Here is a 16,780-nt window from a genome sequence, read left to right as displayed (position 1 = left end):
CTAACCGGACACTATTATGGATAAAAATAAACGCAGGTTGTTATCAGGTATCGGGCTACTCACCGCCGGCGCAGCGCTGCTCCCCGGCGTTCAGGCAGCTTCAACAACCTTACCTTCAGCAACTGGGAACCCTCGTCAGGGCATGAGCGGAAAGCGCTATGCCATGGTCATCGATCTACGAAAATGCGTTGGTTGTCAGGCATGTACTGTCGGTTGTGCCATTGAGAATCAGCCTCCGCTCGGCCAGTTCAGAACGACCGTCAAACAGTATCAGGTCACTCTCAATGAAAACACAGACACCCCCGCAGAGGTTAAGGCTTTTATGCTACCGCGGCTGTGTAACCACTGTGACGATGCCCCCTGTATTCCGGTATGCCCGGTTCAAGCCACCTATCAGCGTGAAGACGGCATTGTGATGGTCGATAATCAGCGCTGTGTCGGCTGTGCTTACTGCGTTCAGGCTTGCCCTTACGATGCCCGCTTTATCAATGAACAAACCCTGACTGCAGATAAATGCACTTTTTGCGCCCACCGATTAGAAACCGGGCTCTTGCCAGCCTGCGTTGAAACCTGCGTCGGGGGCGCCAGAGTGATTGGCGATCTCAATGATTCAGCCAGTGAGATAAACCGCCTGCTGAAAGAAAATGCCAGCGATATCAACGTACTTAAGCCCGAAGCGAAAACTAAGCCTCAGGTGTTTTATATCGGTATGACCGAGGAGTTCACCTCCAAAATTCAGGGCAATGCGGTTGTCTATGATGTATTAGGAGAAAATATATGACCATTACTGAAGTATTAGTTCCCGCACAGCAAGTGGCGTGGCTGCCTTGGGCCGTTCAATATTTCTTCTATATCGGTTCAGCTTACGGAGCAGCCGTACTGTTTGCGCTGGCACTGTTTTTCAACCACCGTACCAGCCATCAGTTGCGTACCGCTCTGGCCTTGGTATTGGCGATTTCAGCCATGGTCGGCCCGTTGGCCCTGACCGCTGAGCTTCATCAACCGGGCCGGGCATGGCATTTCTTTGCTTACCTGACCCCTTGGTCGTGGATGTCACGCGGAGCCCTTTTGCTGCCGCTGTTTTCTATGCTTGCCGTTGTCACCGCATGGCTCTATTTACGTTCGGACCTGCGTCGGTTAGCCATCAGTCCGTCATCATTGGCTCGCTTACTTAGCCGCCTGACATTGGGCAACTGGGAAATATCCAACGGTGCGTTAAAAATCATTTCATTGCTGACGCTGCTATCCGGGCTGAGCATTGCGCTTTATACCGGTTCTGAAGTTGCGGTGATCCGCAGCCGCCCGCTGTGGAATCAGTTCACCTCTCCGCTGATTTGGTTTGTTTCGGCCTTTCTGGGTACCGGGGGTTTAACGCTGTTACTGCTGTTGCTGTTACCGGTCAAAAACGTGGCCCGACAGGATATACGTTTTATCAGTAAAACCCTGTCGTTCAGCGCCCTGCTGGCCTGCCTGCTGTTTCCGCTCTGGCTGGTTAACGGCCAGGGCCTGAGCCTGTTAAATCACGACATTTGGCTATGGCGCACCGGTTTACTCATGGTGCTATTGCTCGTCAGCCTGCTCGCCAACTATCGCTTCTCCGGCGGACTGTGGCAAATGGCCGCTATGAGCCTGCTCTCCATTGCTGCCTGCTGGTACCTACGCTGGGTCACTATTTTAGACGTTCAAACTATCCCTCGTTATGACGCGGGAATTTATCCTAACCCGTTAGATTGGGGCTCTGCCGGAGTGTTGGGTATTGTGGGCATGGCCGGGCTCTGGCTGGCAATGGCCGCCGTCACGTCAGAAATTGCAGCACCAACGGATAGGACCAATAGCTCGTCATCATTTACTCAGGCAAGTCAGGGTGGAAATCATGAATAAAAACCGTCGTCAGTTATTAAAAGCGGGTCTGGCTATTGGCGGAGCCTCTGCATTTGTTGCCGGCTATGCGCCAACCACTAAGCATCTGTTGGAAGGGGCGATTACCGGTTCATCCGGAGAGAAACCTAAACATGCCCATTTTGGTAATTCCCTTGAGCCTGAATATCAGGTTAAAGGTTCCGGTCAGCTAATTGTTAATCCGAACCAACGAGTCAGCCCGTCGATGTGTCTCGGCTGCTGGACGTTGTGCGGGGTGCGGGTCAGAATCGATAACCAAACTAACAAGATATTGCGAATCTCAGGGAACCCCTATCATCCGCTGTCTCAGGAACATCAGATTCCGTTTCAGACCACGGTAAAACAGGCTTACCTGTCTTTAACCGGCGACCACGGAGCCACCGATGGGCGATCAACGGCCTGTGCTCGCGGTAACAGCATGCTGGAAGCCCGAAACAGCCCCTATAGAATCACACAGCCACTGAAGCGGGTTGGTAAACGTGGCGAAGGCCAATGGCAGCCCATCAGCTATCAGCAGTTAATGGAAGAGATTATTGAAGGCGGCGATCTGTTTGGTGAAGGACACGTCGACGGCCTGCGCGCCATTCGCGACGTTGAAACCCTGCTCGATGCTGATAATCCCGAATATGGCCCGAAGGCCAATCAGCTATTGGTGACCAACGCCAGCGATGAAGGCCGGGACGATATTATCAAGCGTTTTACCTTTAACAGTTTTGGTACCCGTAACTTTAGTAATCACGGAGCATACTGTGGTTTTTCATTCAGAGCCGGTTCCGGCGCAATAATGAACGATCTGGATAAGTATTCTCACGTTAAACCCGATATGGAAAACGTTAAGTTTGCCCTGTTTATCGGCATGTCACCGGCGCAGGCCGGAAATCCGTTCAAGCGCCAGGCGCGTCAATTAGCCAGCGCCAGAACCCGGCCTGACTTTGAGTATGTGGTGGTTACACCTGCGCTTCCGGCCTCTTCAAGCCTGTCTGCCGGTAATAATAACCACTGGCTGCCCATCATACCGGGAACCGACTCTGCACTGGTTATGGGGATGATTCGCTGGATTATCGATAACCAGCGTTATAACGCCGGATTCTTATCTCAGCCCGGTGAGTCTGCAATGACGGCCAGCGGAAATGCCCATTGGAGTAACGCAACTCATTTGGTGATTAGCGATGAGCAGCACCCGCGAAACGGTGCTTTCCTGCGTGCTTCTGAAATGGGTTTACCCTATAGCGGTGAACCGCTGTCTGACAATGACGGCTATATTATTATTGACCAGCTAACCGGTGAACCGGGGCTGAATAGCCAAGCCGGCCCGGCAATGTTATTTGTTGATACCTTGATTCAGACGCCATCAGGTCCGATAAAGGTTAAGTCTTCGCTCCAGCGCTTGAAAGAAGAGGCTTTTAGGTTTGATTTAGCCACTTATAGTCAGGAATGTGGCATTGATGCTGAGCAGATTGCGTCACTGGCCGATCGTTTCACCAGTTTTGGTACGCATGCCGCTGTCGATACCCATGGCGGCACTATGCATACCAACGGATTCTATACTGCCTACGCGATTCTGATGCTCAACGCGCTGATCGGGAATATCAACCTGAAAGGTGGCGTTATGGCGAAGGCCGGGCGTTACGCAACTGACGGAAAAGGACCGAAGTACAACTTCGTCCAGTTTCCCGGCAAGCTCGCCCCTAAGGGCGTGTTTATCTCGCGGAATAAGTTTAAGTACGAAAAAACCAGCGAATATAAACGCAAAGTGGCAGCCGGGCGCTCTCCATATCCAAGCCGAGCACCTTGGTATCCGTTCTCTCAACCACTGATGACTGAACAACTGACGGCCGCCGTCGATGGTTATCCTTACCGGCTCAAGGCGTGGATTAACCATATGTCTAACCCGCTGTATGCCATTCCCGGACTTAACAGCCTGATCGGAGATAAGCTAAAGGATCCTAAGCAGTTACCTCTGATTATTACGATAGATCCGTTTATCAGTGAGACCGGCGCACTTTCTGACTATATCGTTCCTGACAGCATGACTTATGAAAGCTGGGGAATGGCTTCTCCGTGGCACGGTGTTCCGACAAAAGCCACGACTGCGCGCTGGCCGGTTGTCCCTTCGCTGAATGAAAAAACCAGCGATGGCCGCAGTATCAATATGGAAAATTTCATTATTGATATTGCTAAGGAATTGAAGCTAAGCGGATTCGGTGACAAAGCGCTGCAAGACTCACAGGGCAACTGGCACCCGATTCATAGCGCAGAAGATTACTATCTTCGGGCGGCGGCCAATCTGGCATTTATTGACGGTGGTGTACCCGATGCCAGCGCAGAAGATATTCAGCTTTCCGGACTTGAGCATCTATTACCGGAAATGGAAAGAGTGCTGGCCCCGGATGAGCTACGTAAAGTCGCTTTTGTACTCAGTCGCGGCGGACGTTTTGAAGATGCCACTGAAAGTTATCAGGGCGAGAAGATGAAGCACCGCTGGAAAAAGCCGCTGGCTATCTGGAATGAGACGCTGGCCACCAGCAGAAATAGTCTGTCCGGGCAGTTATATACCGGCTGCCCGACGTGGCACCCATTACGTCTGGCCGATGGCACACCGCTGCGCCAGTATTACACTGAACATGACTGGCCGTTTATGCTGACCAGCTTTAAATCGAATATTCACAGCGGAGTCTCCCATCTATCACCGTTACTGAACGCGATTAAAGGGGTTAATCCGGTCTATATCCACCCGGATGATGCCCGGCGTTTCGGCATCGCCACCGGCGATCAATTTAACATCACCACGCCGGGCAATACCCTTGCGGTTGTCGCGCTGGTTGTTGATGGTGTGAAACCGGGAACGCTAGCTATCGAACACGGCTTTGGTCACCATGAACTTGGTGCTCGTGCTCATACCATTGGCGGCAAGACTCAGCCGTTAGCAGCAAATGCAATTCAGGGCGTTAACCTGAATGATTTAGGCCTTAGCGATCCTACCCGAGAAGGTGAAGGCATTTTACTCGACTGGGTTGTAGGATCCTCAGCAAGGCAGGCGTTACCGGCAAAGATAGAGTTTGTTGGCTAGTTTAAAGTGACAGGCAGTACCTGATAATAAGGAGGCGGAAACGCCTCCTTTAAGAATTCACGTTTATCGTTACATTCCGTTTTTAACTCTGACAATATCGGCTACCACCGCAATTCCTATTTCGGCGGGAGTTTTACTACCAATAGGCAACCCTATCGGCGCATGGATGCGGTCCAGCTCGGTCAGCGTTAGCTCACCAATATCCGTTAGTCGCTGCCTGCGCTTGGCGCTGGTTGTTTCCGATCCCATGGCACCAATATAAAACGCCGGAGTACGTACTGCTTCCATCATGGTTAAGTCGTCCATACGCGGATCGTGAGTTAGCGCCACAATCGCGGTATTCGTATGAACACCCCCCTGTTCAATATAGCGGGCAGGAAAGATCTCAAGCACCGGCATATCCAGATGGGCAAAGTTATCAATCACTTCGCGGCGAGGTTCGCAAATAACCACTTCAAAACCCAATGCCGCAGCAAACTGAGCACAATATTGGCCGACGCTCGAAAGACCGGCAATGATGACCCGCGTCACTGCGCCCAAATAGATCGTCACGCTATCACCTTGATGCTCAACCACCGGACCAGAGCCGCGCTGGCAAGGTTCAGGTAACTGGCTGGCTTGAGGCACCATGACCCGCTTAACCCACTGTCCCTGTCCCCGAAGGGCACCTTCGATATGTCTTAAATGATTTAGGCTCTCTTCGTTCGGCAGCAAATACTCAACCAGCACGTCAATCGACCCGCCGCACGGTAAAGTGACCGAAGTTCGGGGTGAGCCTGCACCATAGCGCACAATCTGGCTTGGCTGAGTAAACTCGCCGTTAGCAATACGCTCAAGAAAATCATCCTCAACGCAGCCACCCGATAGAGAGCCACTAAACTGACCGCCAGAAATCGCGGACATCATGGCACCCGGCCCCCGAGGAGATGAACCGTAAGTATTTAATACGGTACAAAGCCATATCGGCTGCTGTTGTTCAATCCAGCCAATACTTCGCTGGATAACGTCGAGTTCCATATGTTGCATAGCAAGCTGCCTGTCAAAAGTTTAAGAGTCGGGCTAAAAAATAGGATCAATTAAATCGTCGGGTTTATCGATATCCCGTAACACACCGGCATCATTCACCGGAATCATTAACGGAGTACAGCGTTGAAATAGGCTACGGGCACCGTTATCGCCCTGAAGCGCCATCAATTCAGAACGAAAATCGGCACCAAATCCCACCGGATGACCGGCCTGCTGCTGATAAACGGGTCGGGCAATGACATTCGATGCCAGCGAATTGGCCACAGTGGTAAATGTCTTCGGCTGAATAAATGGCATATCGGCCAACGCAATCAGCCAGCCCTGCCAGTCGGGCGTATTTTGCACCCCGGCAGCAATAGACTCTCCCAACCCGGCGCTATCAAGATAGATACAGCGACAGCCTGAACGCTCGGACTGCCGCTGTATTTCATAATAATCAGGACGAGTAACCACCATCACGTTATCCGATGCCTGAAGGGCATGACGTAAAGCATGAGTGAAAACCGGTAATACTAATTCGCCAACCACCGCACATCCCGCCATCAGCTTATTAGCCCGCGGGTTTCCGCTCTGTTGACGAAAACGCGTCCCTAAACCGGCAGCGACAATGACAATGCCTACGGTCATAAATACTCCTGCTGTTCTACCGGATAAAGTCGGTTAGCCAAAACCTGAATCCCGTTTTTCAACGGGATGGCAATACACAGGTTAATGGGTAAGCTTAGTTGTCCTTCTCTGTTTCCAGCCTAATCTGCTTCACCCGCTCCGCCAGCCCCGGCCATGCAGGCTGTTTGGCAAAGTCTTCCCGCAAATAGCTCAACAATGCCACAATCTGCTGGTCATTCATGTTGTAACGGAAAGCCGGCATATAGCCTAACTTATCACTTGCAGGTGACTGAACGCCGTTCAGCACAATATGAATCATATTATCCGGCACCGACTCATACAGATTACTGTTCAGGGCAATCGACGGATTCACGCCGTTAAGCACCGGGCCACCGCTTTGGTTATGGCACGCCATACAAGCACCGGAGAAGATTCGCGCGCCCTGCGTTGTCAGTGGTTCAACCCGACTGTATGCCTGCTGATTAATATCAGCGGCGGCTTTAGCCCGATCGCCATCGGCGACTTTGCCTTTAGGATCCTGAAACGATACTAAGTAAGTTGCGATTGCCATTAAATCAGCATCGGACTGCACCGATAATCCTTCTTTCACCACCGGAGCCATCGGACCTGCTGCAACGCCATGATTAGCAGAGAAACCGGTGCGCATATACTCAACCAGCTCATCTTTATTCCAGCCCATCGGCGACGGAGTATTTCGGTTCAATGCGGGAGCAATCCAGCCTTCGGCTACACCGCCGCCGAGATAGTCGTCACCGGTTTTCTCAGCAAACATTAGGTTACGCGGTGTATGACAAGCGCTACAGTGGCCTAAACCTTCCACCAGATAAGCGCCACGGTTCCACTCCTCGCTTTGAGCGGTATCCGGTTGATAAGCTCCCGGAGATAAGAACAGTAAATTCCACGCTGAAATTCCGCGACGAATATTGAACGGGAACGATAAATCAGTCACCGGATTGTCACTTTTCACCGCAGTCTGAGACATCAGATAGGCGTATAAGTCTTCCAGATCGGCATCCGTTGTTTTAGTAAAGGCGGTATACGGAAAAGCCGGATACAAATAATTCCCTTTTCGATCAATACCTTCTCTCATTGCCCGTTTAAAGGCTTCAAAGCTCCAGTCACCAATACCGGTTTCAACATCAGGAGTAATATTGGTGGTGTAAATGGTTCCAAAAGGAATCTCAATGGCTAAGCCACCCGCGTTGGTCACACCGTCTTTACTGGTATGACAAACCGCACAGTCGCCGGTATCTGCCAGCAGCTTACCGCGGGCAATTTGTTTTTCAGAAAACTTAGCCGGATTTTTAACGTTCAGGGGCTCGATTTCAGGATGACTGCTGTACCAAAGGCCGGCAGCGCCGACAACCACAACAATCCCCACACACCAGCCTAATACGCGTTTAAGCCTCATCATTATTTATCCATTCTTTTGGCGTTTAATCGGTCAACGCTCAGAGTCTAAAAGTAAAATCGCACCGGCGGCTGAAACAGCCCGCCGGGCACAGTATTTAAACCAGCCTTAGGCTAATCACTTGCCCGCAGCGGCATTGTCCAGCGCCTGCTTAACCCGTGCCGGGGTAAATGGCACCTGACGTAAGCGCACACCGGTGGCATCAAATACTGCATTCGCAATTGCTGCCGCACTGGGTACCGAAGCCGACTCACCTACCCCCATAGGGGCTTCCGCCTGATTCTCAATCAGATGAATATCAATCTCAGGCAGTTCGTCAAATCTCAGGATCGGATAACCGCCCCAGTCCAGAGACGTCACGCCTGACCGATCAAAGGTCGTGAACTCTTTCAGTACCCGGCTGGTTGACTGAATAATATTGCCGTGAATCTGATGGCGAACTCCGGCCGGATTAACGATTTGCCCGCAGTCGTGGGAAATATAAATCTTCTTGGCCTTGATATGGCCGTTTTTACGGTTCACTTCAACATCAATCACCCATGCAGCCCATGCTGCGCCGTAACCGGGGAATTTACTGTGGAAGTAACGGGCATAGGCAAAACCTCTGCCGGTAACCACATCATCCTGACTATTTTTATTTTTAAATGAAGGACCATCCGTCCAGCCTGACTGTTTTTTCAGCGCTTCAATCAGCGCAATGGCCCGCGGATCTTTGAGATAGCGTAAACGGTAAGCAATAGGATCCTGCTGCGCCAGATAAGCCAGTTCATCAATCCATGACTCATGAGCGAATACGTTAGGCAGCGCCGACACGCCGCGCATCCATGAGGCACGCACAATCGGAGCCGCATCTTCAGACACCACTCGCATATTCGGATATTCGTACTGAGGTACTGCAGTACGGTCGCCCATCTGCTGAGTAATCGCCGTATTGGCAATAATACCGGTCAGAATAGAAGGCAGCAGCGTCGCACCGTTAGACGGATAACAGGTCTTAAACTCATAAGCCCCGACGTTATTTTCCGCATCCAGACCACCGCGAATTTGAATCAGCTGGGCCGTTCCTTTAGGCTCCCAGGCATTTTCCTGTTCGCGCATCAGCTGCACTCTGACCGGACGACCGACCGCACGGGACAACAGCGCGGCATTACCGGCAACGTCATCCGCACAGTTACGTCCGTAGCAGCCGGAGGCTTCCATACGATGAATATTCACGCTCTCTCGATTGCACTCCAGCAACGTGACAATATCGTTACGTAAGTCGTGCGGATTTTGAGTACCTGACCAGACTTCGACTTTATTGTCGGCTACGTCAGCCACTGCGCAAGACGGACCAATCGACGCATGCATATGGTAAGGCCAGATATAATCAGCATTAACCACTTTAGACAGCTTATCCAGCGCACCGTCTACGTTGTTATCTTCTTGCAGCAATCTGGTTGTTTTAGGATGAGCTTTCAGCGTTTCCAACAAGTCATCCGGCGCCAGAGGAGGTAAACCGGCCCACTCTTTCCATTTTACTTTAAGCTTGCGAGCGGCATTGATAGCCTGCTCTTCCCGTTCAGCAACCACGCCAACAAAGTCATTAATCACGACAACCTTGACGATGCCCGGCATATCCGCAATTGAAGACTCATCCACTTCCAGCAGGCTGTCTCCCAACGGGGCCGAACTGTCAGCACCGCCATAGGGAGGTAGAATAACGCGGCCATGAAGCATATTGGGCAAGCGGAAATCATGCACAAAGGTCATACCGCCGGTGACTTTAGCCGGGATATCCACCCGGGCGATCGGCTTACCGATAAACTGGTATTCAGCCGTCGGCTTTAAGGCGATATCGTTACCCAGCGTAATATTAAAGTTCTGACCTTTAACCAAATCACCGTAGCTGATTTCACGCTCAGGATTATCAATGACGTTAATCATGCCGTGACTGGTTTCCATTCTTTCAACCGGCTGAGAAAACACTACCGAGGCCTGTTTCAACAGGAACTGGCGTACTTCGGCAGCCGCTTTACGCAGCGGTACCGCGGTAACCTGAATACTGGCGCTGGCAATCGTTGGCCCCTGATCCGGCGTACGCAAAGTATCACCCAAGATCATGGTGACTTTTTCAAACGGAACATACAGTTCGTCGGCAATAATTTGAGCCAGAGAAGTACGAAGGCCGGTGCCTAAATCAACGTGGCCACAAAACGCAGTAACCTGGCCGTCGGCCGAAATAGCGATAAAGCTATCGACCTGATCCAAAGGAATATCATTCGGATTCACTTTAGCGGCTTCAGCAGCCATTGCCTTAAACGGAGCGGGAATAGCCATGCTGACCATCAGCATTCCGCCAGCCTGAAGTAACCGGCGGCGGGTAATATCAAACATACTCATGCCGAAGCCCTCTCAGCCAGCAGCGCTTTGGCTTTTTCTGCCGCGCTGAGAATTTCCATATGGGTACCGCAACGGCACAGGTTATAGGCCAACTCTTGTTTAATCTCGTCTTCCGAGGCCTTTGGATTGCGCTCGAACAGCGCAACCAGCGTCATAATCATCCCGTTGGTGCAATAGCCACACTGAGCCGCCTGCTCTTCAACAAATGCCTGCTGAACCGGATGCATGTTTTGCTCAGTACCAAGACCTTCAAGCGTTGTAATTTCTTTTTGATAGGCCGCCGATACCGGAGTAATACATGAGCGGGTTGCCACGCCGTTAATCAGAACAGTACAGGCGCCACACTCGCCTAACCCACAGCCATACTTTGGGCCATTAAGCATCAGGTCGTTGCGCAGGGCGTATAACAAAGGGGTGGTTGGGGGGGTATTATCTAAACGGATCCATTGTCCGTTTACTTTTATTTCGCGGCTGGAAGCCATTATATTCTCCTTGCTAAGCCCGATACCGGACTTAATTCGACACTGCCATTTACTTAATTGATGAAATTTATTAACAATTCGTTAATAGTTTATCGAAGGGTCCAGAGCAATACAACTAAGGTGACCGTACAAAAAATGCTGATATTAGATGACGGGTGATGCTACCCGCGAATCTATTGGTTATCTCTTCGAAAAATAAACAAAAAAACGGGAGACAATGGTTGTCTCCCGGCGAATAAACACAGATTGAAACTGTTTACTTAGAACGGATAATCGTGATATCCCATCTGGGATGAAATATTACGCGCCGCTTCATGTAACATATTAACGATATTGGCTTTATTCTCTTCAGAGAAACGAATAGTCGGGAAAGAAATGCTCAGGCCAACAATGACAACGCCGAAACGGTCAAACACCGGAACGGCGATACAACGCAGCCCCTCTTCCTGCTCTTCAATATCTTCCGCATATCCCTGCTCTTTGGCTTTTTCCAGCACGGGTATAAAGTCTTCCACGCTGGTAATCGTTTTATCGGTACTACGGGTAAAGGTAATTTTTGACAGAACGTCCTGCAATTCTTGAGGTTCGCTCCACGCCAACAGCACTTTACCTATGGCAGTGGTATGAATCGGATTGCGACGACCAATGCGGGAGTACATCCGCAGGTTATACATCGAATCGATCTTATGAATATAGATAATACAGTCATCATCCAGCGCCCCCAGGTGAATAGCCTCTTTAGTCTGCCGGGATATTTCGCGCATTTGGATGTTGGCATAGCGGATCACATCCACATTTTGCAATGACTTAGAGCCCAGCTCAAACAGCTTCATGGTCAGGGAGTACTTATCAGAATCGCCTTCCTGCGTAACATAGCCCAGAGTCTTCATGGTTTGTAGAAAACGGTAAACCGTACTCTTCGACATCATCACCTGTTGCGCCAGCTCAGAAATGCCAATTTCTTGCTCTTCACCTAACGCCCGCAAAATACCAAATACTTTCAGTACAGACGAGACCGAGTCAGGCTGCTTATCAATATCATCCATACTCATAGTATTAATTCCTATATCCCTTGATTGTTTCATTAAAATTGGAACGCTGTTTTTAGTATAATGGAAAAGCGCGTTCCGTGACAATCAGCGATTAATGTTAGCTGATGTATATCATTATTTTTATTAGAAAAAATCCTGATATCATCCCTGACTAAAAAAGACCTATATCTCAAACACGCCCAAATCGTATGCCGCATCGGTTGCCGGAAAAATGGTCCGGCATTCCGCTAATAAGCGTTGGCATTCATCCCGATCGTAGCGGCCGCTAAAATGGGTAATGATTAATTTCTTAACCCCGGCCTGTTTAGCCAGTTCAGCGGCCTGATGGGTTGTTGAATGCCCGCGGCTATTGGCCTGTTCGGCCATTGATGCTTCAAGCGTAGTCTCATGCACCATCACATCGACTCCCGCGGCCAACTGAGGACCAAGTTCTGTCGGCGTCGTGTCACCAAAAATAGCTATCGATTTGCCCTTCTGATTCGGGCCAATATAGTCCTGTCCGTTAATTATTTGTCCGTTATCCAGCGTGACAGACTCTCCTGACTTGAGGCGCTGGAACAGCGGGCCCGGAGTAATGCCCTCAGCAATCAGCCGCGCGGCATCCAGAGTTCCGGGTTTATCACTCTCTTCAATACGGTAGCCAAAACTGGCAATACCGTGGGTCAATGGCAGCGTGCTAACTTCAATCTGCGCATCTTTAAACACCAGCCCCGGTTGAATTTCTACAATATCCAACGGGTAAGTGAGATAAGAACCACTCAGGCTGAGCGCTGATTCAATAAACGCTTTTATCCCTGTCGGGCCGTACAACGTTAACGGCTCGGTGGAACCGCTCATCGAACGAGAACCAAGTAACCCCGGCAGGCCAAACAGATGATCGCCGTGTAAATGAGTGATAAAGATCTTTTCAATCCGGCCTAATTTAACCTGAGTATGAAGAATCTGATGTTGGGTTGCTTCTCCGCAGTCAAACAGCCAAAAAGAGTTGCGTTCAGCCATCAGGTTTAACGCTACCGAGGTTACGTTACGTTCTTTACTCGGCATACCGGCACCGGTACCTAAAAAAATCAGTTCCATTACGTTGTTACTCTCTATTAGTGATGCGATTGAGCGTCTTGTTCAGTAAAGTCCAGCTCACCGAAGCTCTCTGATAAATAATCGAGAAAACTTCTCACGGAAGGCAACAGGCCACGGCGTGAAGGAAACACCACGTGAACAATCCCCGCTCTCGGCCGCCAGCTCGGCACTACCGGCACCAGCGTACCGGCGCTAATGTCTCGATGAACAATCAGAAGCGGTAATTGTACGACCCCAATACCCGCCAGCGCGGCCTCTCTTAATGTCACCATATCATCAGTGACTAAACAGGGGGAATGAGGAATTAAAGCGGTTGCTCCGTCAGGCCCTTCCAGACACCACTGATGTTCGTTCTGACTCCAGCCCCAATCAAGGGTGGGAATACCACGTAAATCCCCCGGTAAAATACAGTTACCGTATTTCGCCGCCAGCTCAGGACTGGCCACCAGCTGCTGCGGGCTGGATGATAATACCTTCATCACCAGGTCGCTGTCTTCCAGAGGAGGAAAACGCACGCGGATCGCCATATCAAACCCTTCTTTCAGTACATCAACCGTCCGGTCAGTACTTTCCAGATAAATCTTTACCTTGGGGTATTTTTTCATATATCCCGGTAATAACCGAGCGACCTGAAAATTCAACATTCCCGTCGGGCAGCTAAGGCGCACCGAACCCTGTGGCTCGGAGCGGGTAATATCAATGGCATCCTGAGCCGCTTCGGCCTGCATCAGCATGGCTTCACAGTGTTGATAATAGATTTGGCCGATCTCAGTCACCACAAAACGCCGGGTAGATCGGTTAATCAGCCGGACGCCAATCCGCTCTTCCAACTGTGAGATACGGCGGCTCAGCTTTGACTTAGGCATATTCAATGCCCGGCCTGCTGGCGCAAAACCAGCGTGCTTAACTACCTGAACATAAAAATAGAGGTCGTTGAGATCGTACATTCTATTGTTCCATTTAAAGAACGATGAGTTCATTTTTTCAGTCTACCGGATGGATTATCACATATCTATACTTGTTCCATCCGCTGCACTGAGGCAGCAAAGATTTGGAGGAATAACATCATGAGAAAAATTTCAGGCGTATACAGTGCCCCAAGACAACACTGGGTCGGTGATGGTTTTCCCGTTCGTTCACTGTTTTCTTACCAGAGTCTGGGCGCGAAAAATATCAGTCCGTTCCTATTATTAGACTATGCAGGCCCGGCAGATTTTACACCAACGAAAGGCCGCAGAGGCGTTGGTCAGCACCCTCATAAAGGATTTGAAACCGTTACGCTGGTTTATAAAGGCGAAGTCGAGCACCGGGACTCAACCGGAGCTGGCGGCGTTATTGGCCCCGGCGACGTGCAATGGATGACGGCCGGAGCGGGCATCGTTCATCAGGAGTTCCACTCTGAAGCCTTTGCTAAAGCAGGCGGAACGCTGCACATGGTCCAGCTATGGGTCAATCTGCCGGCTAAAGATAAATCAGCACCCGCGGGTTATCAGTCGATACTCAATAAGCAGATTCCGGTAGTTAATCTGCCTGATGATGCAGGAACCCTGCGGGTGATTGCCGGTCAATTTGACCAGAATCAGGGGCCAGCTAAAACCTTTACCGATATTAACGTTTGGGACATGAGCTTAAAAGCCGGTAACGAAGCGGTGCTTAATTTACCTGACGGTCACAATGCGATGTTGGTTGTACTTTCAGGCACGGTGCTAGTTAACAACGCGCAGGTTGCCCGCGAAGCCGATTTAATCAGCTTTGATACCCATGGCGGCGAAATACGTCTGGAATCTAACAATGACTCAACTCTTTTAGTATTAAGCGGTGAGCCTATTGATGAGCCGGTAGTCGGACAAGGGCCTTTTGTAATGAATACTCGCGATGAAATTCATCAGGCTATTGAACAATTTAATCGCGGAGAAATGGGGCAGATAAGTTAATTCAGCCTATCCTTTTACTGACAGCGAACGGTGGCAGCTTATGCCCCGTTCGCAACCCTAAACAATCGATTGGGAGTTCTACTATGTCTTTTACTTATAACCGTTTAAACAAAGATGATGTTGCTGTTTTGTTTGTCGACCATCAGGCGGGCCTGCTCTCATTGGTGCGGGATTTCACTCCGGATGAATTTAAAAATAACGTCTTGGCTCTGGCCGATATCGCAAAGTTTTTTAACTTACCGACCATTCTGACAACCAGTTTTGAAAATGGTCCCAACGGCCCGCTGGTACCGGAGCTCAAAGCGATGTTCCCCGACGCGCCTTATTTTGCACGCCCGGGACAAATTAACGCATGGGATAATGCCGACTTTGTTAAGGCAGTCAAAGCCACCGGTAAAAAGCAGTTGCTGATTGCCGGTGTGGTTACCGAAGTATGCGTGGCCTTCCCGGCACTTTCTGCTCTGGAAGAAGGCTTCGAGGTGTTTGTTGTTACTGATGCATCCGGCACTTTTAATCCGATTACCCGCGATGCCGCATGGGATCGCATGTCACAAGCTGGGGCGCAGTTAATGTCATGGTTTGGCGTGGGATGTGAACTACACCGCGACTGGCGTAATGATATTGAAGGATTTGGCGGTATTCTGGGCAAACACCTACCAGCTTACGCAAATCTGATTCAGAGCTTCAGTGCACAAACTAAGTAATCCTCGCTTCTTACACCGCTATCCCGGCGTTGTCGGGATAGCGGTCCCCTAAACAATAGCGATTATTCTCCGATCCTGACCAGATACTTCACTGCTTTATTATTCAGTTTCAGCTCCGCCAGACTCTCCGGAAGTCGATCAAATTCAGTCAGTTCAAATTTAGGTAAAATAATTGCGCCACGGGCGATCTCGGCCAGCAAAAATTGCCCGGCGTTAACCAGTTCAGCCCACTGCCGATCGTCGCCATGTTGATGTATAGCACCCAGGGCAATTTCATGCAGAGAAATACAGGTGCTGAACGACGCAACCGGGGATTTAGCGATCCGATCCTGAACGCAGACTAAGTGGCCATAATACCCCAGTAACGGCGCAAGGGTTGCCGCATGTTCGCCACTGACCATATCAAAAGCCGCATAGAGCGACTGAGTCCCTAGCTGTTGTTTGATCTGCTGACGCCAATCACTGTCTTTATAGTCGAATGACTGAATTACGCCCCAATGGCTTAAGCGCGCATGGTTCACCGCACTGGCTGTAGCATAAACCTGTGCGCCTTGAGCTATCAGTAACTGAGTGAGGATAGTTCCGACTGAACCACCGGCACCGCTGACTAATATCCGTTTACCTTTAATTTCCGGTAGTTTCTTGATTGCCTGCCAAGCCGTTAGACCGGGGCAAGGTAATGCCGCTGCCGCTTGGTCACTGACGCTATCCGGTACCGGAATCAGCGCCTTAGCAGACACAATGGTATGATGGCTAAAGCTGCCCTGAGTACGTAAATTTGTGTGGTAACAGACCCGAGTCCCAATCCGTAAATGATTGACTCTGGCCCCTACGGCTACCACCACGCCCATAGCATCAACACCGGGAATATGACCGGGTTTCCACGCATCAGGAGGGTGTTTAATCACTTTCCAGTCAACCGGATTCAGACCAATCACTTTATTGGCAACCAGAACTTGATGGTTTTCTAATTCAGCAAGGTCGACATGAGTTTGTACCAAACCGGCCGGCTCACCCGGCTGGTTCCAGCACCATGATAGGGTCTGTTTTTGCATTGATACTGTCCTTATCGTTTTTCAGGCTTTCACACCCGGTAAATCTATGGTTAATCAGTTC

The 16,780-nt window shown here is 50.3% G+C and carries 14 protein-coding genes; 5 read left to right on the top strand and 9 right to left on the bottom strand.

Features of this window, described 5'->3' with window-relative positions; genetic code table 11:
* Positions 1 to 16 precede the first annotated feature (16 nt).
* From dsrO to YWE_RS0113835, 3 genes are read left to right on the top strand one after another with little or no spacing between them, the layout of a single operon-like run.
* Positions 17 to 781, top strand: a complete 765-nt coding sequence (dsrO, locus tag YWE_RS0113845; RefSeq protein ID WP_029095084.1) for a sulfate reduction electron transfer complex DsrMKJOP subunit DsrO — start codon at positions 17 to 19, stop codon at positions 779 to 781.
* Entirely contained in the window at positions 778 to 1,881 is a 1,104-nt protein-coding gene (gene nrfD, locus YWE_RS0113840; protein WP_029095083.1) for an NrfD/PsrC family molybdoenzyme membrane anchor subunit, read from the top strand. The genes dsrO and nrfD overlap by 4 nt, the downstream gene beginning before the upstream one ends.
* On the top strand, positions 1,874 to 4,969 hold the full coding sequence (locus YWE_RS0113835; protein ID WP_029095082.1) for a tetrathionate reductase subunit A: 3,096 nt from the start codon (positions 1,874 to 1,876) through the stop codon (positions 4,967 to 4,969). Before nrfD ends, YWE_RS0113835 begins: the two co-directional genes overlap by 8 nt.
* 69 nt (positions 4,970 to 5,038) lie before the next feature.
* On the opposite strand, the gene YWE_RS0113830 is transcribed toward YWE_RS0113835, so the two are convergent.
* From YWE_RS0113830 to YWE_RS0113795, 8 genes are all read right to left on the bottom strand, one after another.
* Positions 5,039 to 5,995: an XdhC family protein gene (locus tag YWE_RS0113830; protein WP_029095081.1), complete on the bottom strand. Its 957-nt coding sequence runs from the start codon at positions 5,993 to 5,995 to the stop codon at positions 5,039 to 5,041.
* 33 nt (positions 5,996 to 6,028) lie between these two features.
* A complete protein-coding gene (locus YWE_RS0113825) occupies positions 6,029 to 6,622 on the bottom strand; it encodes a nucleotidyltransferase family protein (protein WP_029095080.1) in 594 nt (197 codons plus the stop codon).
* A gap of 94 nt (positions 6,623 to 6,716) precedes the next feature.
* Positions 6,717 to 8,036: a c-type cytochrome gene (locus YWE_RS0113820; RefSeq protein ID WP_029095079.1), complete on the bottom strand. Its 1,320-nt coding sequence runs from the start codon at positions 8,034 to 8,036 to the stop codon at positions 6,717 to 6,719.
* 114 nt (positions 8,037 to 8,150) lie between these two features.
* The gene (locus tag YWE_RS0113815) at positions 8,151 to 10,415 is read right to left on the bottom strand and encodes a xanthine dehydrogenase family protein molybdopterin-binding subunit (protein ID WP_029095078.1); all 2,265 of its coding nucleotides are present in this window, start codon (positions 10,413 to 10,415) and stop codon (positions 8,151 to 8,153) included.
* On the bottom strand, positions 10,412 to 10,897 hold the full coding sequence (locus YWE_RS0113810) for a (2Fe-2S)-binding protein (RefSeq protein WP_029095077.1): 486 nt from the start codon (positions 10,895 to 10,897) through the stop codon (positions 10,412 to 10,414). The genes YWE_RS0113815 and YWE_RS0113810 overlap by 4 nt, the downstream gene beginning before the upstream one ends.
* A gap of 260 nt (positions 10,898 to 11,157) precedes the next feature.
* Positions 11,158 to 11,949 (bottom strand): DNA-binding transcriptional regulator KdgR, encoded by a 792-nt coding sequence (gene kdgR / locus YWE_RS0113805; protein ID WP_029095076.1) that lies wholly within the window; start codon positions 11,947 to 11,949, stop codon positions 11,158 to 11,160.
* Positions 11,950 to 12,111: 162 nt separating this feature from the next.
* Positions 12,112 to 13,026, bottom strand: a complete 915-nt coding sequence (rnz, locus tag YWE_RS0113800) for a ribonuclease Z (protein WP_029095075.1) — start codon at positions 13,024 to 13,026, stop codon at positions 12,112 to 12,114.
* A gap of 17 nt (positions 13,027 to 13,043) precedes the next feature.
* Positions 13,044 to 13,973, bottom strand: a complete 930-nt coding sequence (locus tag YWE_RS0113795) for a LysR substrate-binding domain-containing protein (RefSeq protein ID WP_029095074.1) — start codon at positions 13,971 to 13,973, stop codon at positions 13,044 to 13,046.
* A gap of 120 nt (positions 13,974 to 14,093) precedes the next feature.
* On the opposite strand from YWE_RS0113795, the gene YWE_RS0113790 reads away from it, so the two are divergent.
* A complete protein-coding gene (locus YWE_RS0113790; protein ID WP_029095073.1) occupies positions 14,094 to 14,960 on the top strand; it encodes a pirin family protein in 867 nt (288 codons plus the stop codon).
* A gap of 83 nt (positions 14,961 to 15,043) precedes the next feature.
* Entirely contained in the window at positions 15,044 to 15,664 is a 621-nt protein-coding gene (ycaC, locus tag YWE_RS0113785; RefSeq protein WP_029095072.1) for an isochorismate family cysteine hydrolase YcaC, read from the top strand.
* A gap of 62 nt (positions 15,665 to 15,726) precedes the next feature.
* Here ycaC and YWE_RS0113780 read toward each other — a convergent pair whose 3' ends face one another.
* Entirely contained in the window at positions 15,727 to 16,719 is a 993-nt protein-coding gene (locus YWE_RS0113780) for an alcohol dehydrogenase catalytic domain-containing protein (RefSeq protein WP_029095071.1), read from the bottom strand.
* Positions 16,720 to 16,780: the final 61 nt, after the last annotated feature.

This window comes from Budvicia aquatica DSM 5075 = ATCC 35567 (assembly GCF_000427805.1).
GTDB classification, from domain to species: domain Bacteria; phylum Pseudomonadota; class Gammaproteobacteria; order Enterobacterales; family Enterobacteriaceae; genus Budvicia; species Budvicia aquatica.
Note: the sequence above shows the minus strand (reverse complement) of the source record. Positions and strands in the feature narration are given on the sequence as shown.

Coding starts and splice junctions, on each gene's coding strand:
- YWE_RS0113810 (WP_029095077.1), bottom strand. CDS start 10,897: ATGGCTTCCAGCCGCGAAATAAAAGTAAACGGACAATGGATCCGTTTA.
- YWE_RS0113795 (WP_029095074.1), bottom strand. CDS start 13,973: ATGTACGATCTCAACGACCTCTATTTTTATGTTCAGGTAGTTAAGCAC.
- YWE_RS0113820 (WP_029095079.1), bottom strand. CDS start 8,036: ATGATGAGGCTTAAACGCGTATTAGGCTGGTGTGTGGGGATTGTTGTG.
- dsrO (WP_029095084.1), top strand. CDS start 17: ATGGATAAAAATAAACGCAGGTTGTTATCAGGTATCGGGCTACTCACC.
- YWE_RS0113830 (WP_029095081.1), bottom strand. CDS start 5,995: ATGCAACATATGGAACTCGACGTTATCCAGCGAAGTATTGGCTGGATT.
- rnz (WP_029095075.1), bottom strand. CDS start 13,026: ATGGAACTGATTTTTTTAGGTACCGGTGCCGGTATGCCGAGTAAAGAA.
- ycaC (WP_029095072.1), top strand. CDS start 15,044: ATGTCTTTTACTTATAACCGTTTAAACAAAGATGATGTTGCTGTTTTG.
- YWE_RS0113815 (WP_029095078.1), bottom strand. CDS start 10,415: ATGAGTATGTTTGATATTACCCGCCGCCGGTTACTTCAGGCTGGCGGA.
- kdgR (WP_029095076.1), bottom strand. CDS start 11,949: ATGAGTATGGATGATATTGATAAGCAGCCTGACTCGGTCTCGTCTGTA.
- YWE_RS0113825 (WP_029095080.1), bottom strand. CDS start 6,622: ATGACCGTAGGCATTGTCATTGTCGCTGCCGGTTTAGGGACGCGTTTT.
- YWE_RS0113790 (WP_029095073.1), top strand. CDS start 14,094: ATGAGAAAAATTTCAGGCGTATACAGTGCCCCAAGACAACACTGGGTC.
- nrfD (WP_029095083.1), top strand. CDS start 778: ATGACCATTACTGAAGTATTAGTTCCCGCACAGCAAGTGGCGTGGCTG.
- YWE_RS0113835 (WP_029095082.1), top strand. CDS start 1,874: ATGAATAAAAACCGTCGTCAGTTATTAAAAGCGGGTCTGGCTATTGGC.
- YWE_RS0113780 (WP_029095071.1), bottom strand. CDS start 16,719: ATGCAAAAACAGACCCTATCATGGTGCTGGAACCAGCCGGGTGAGCCG.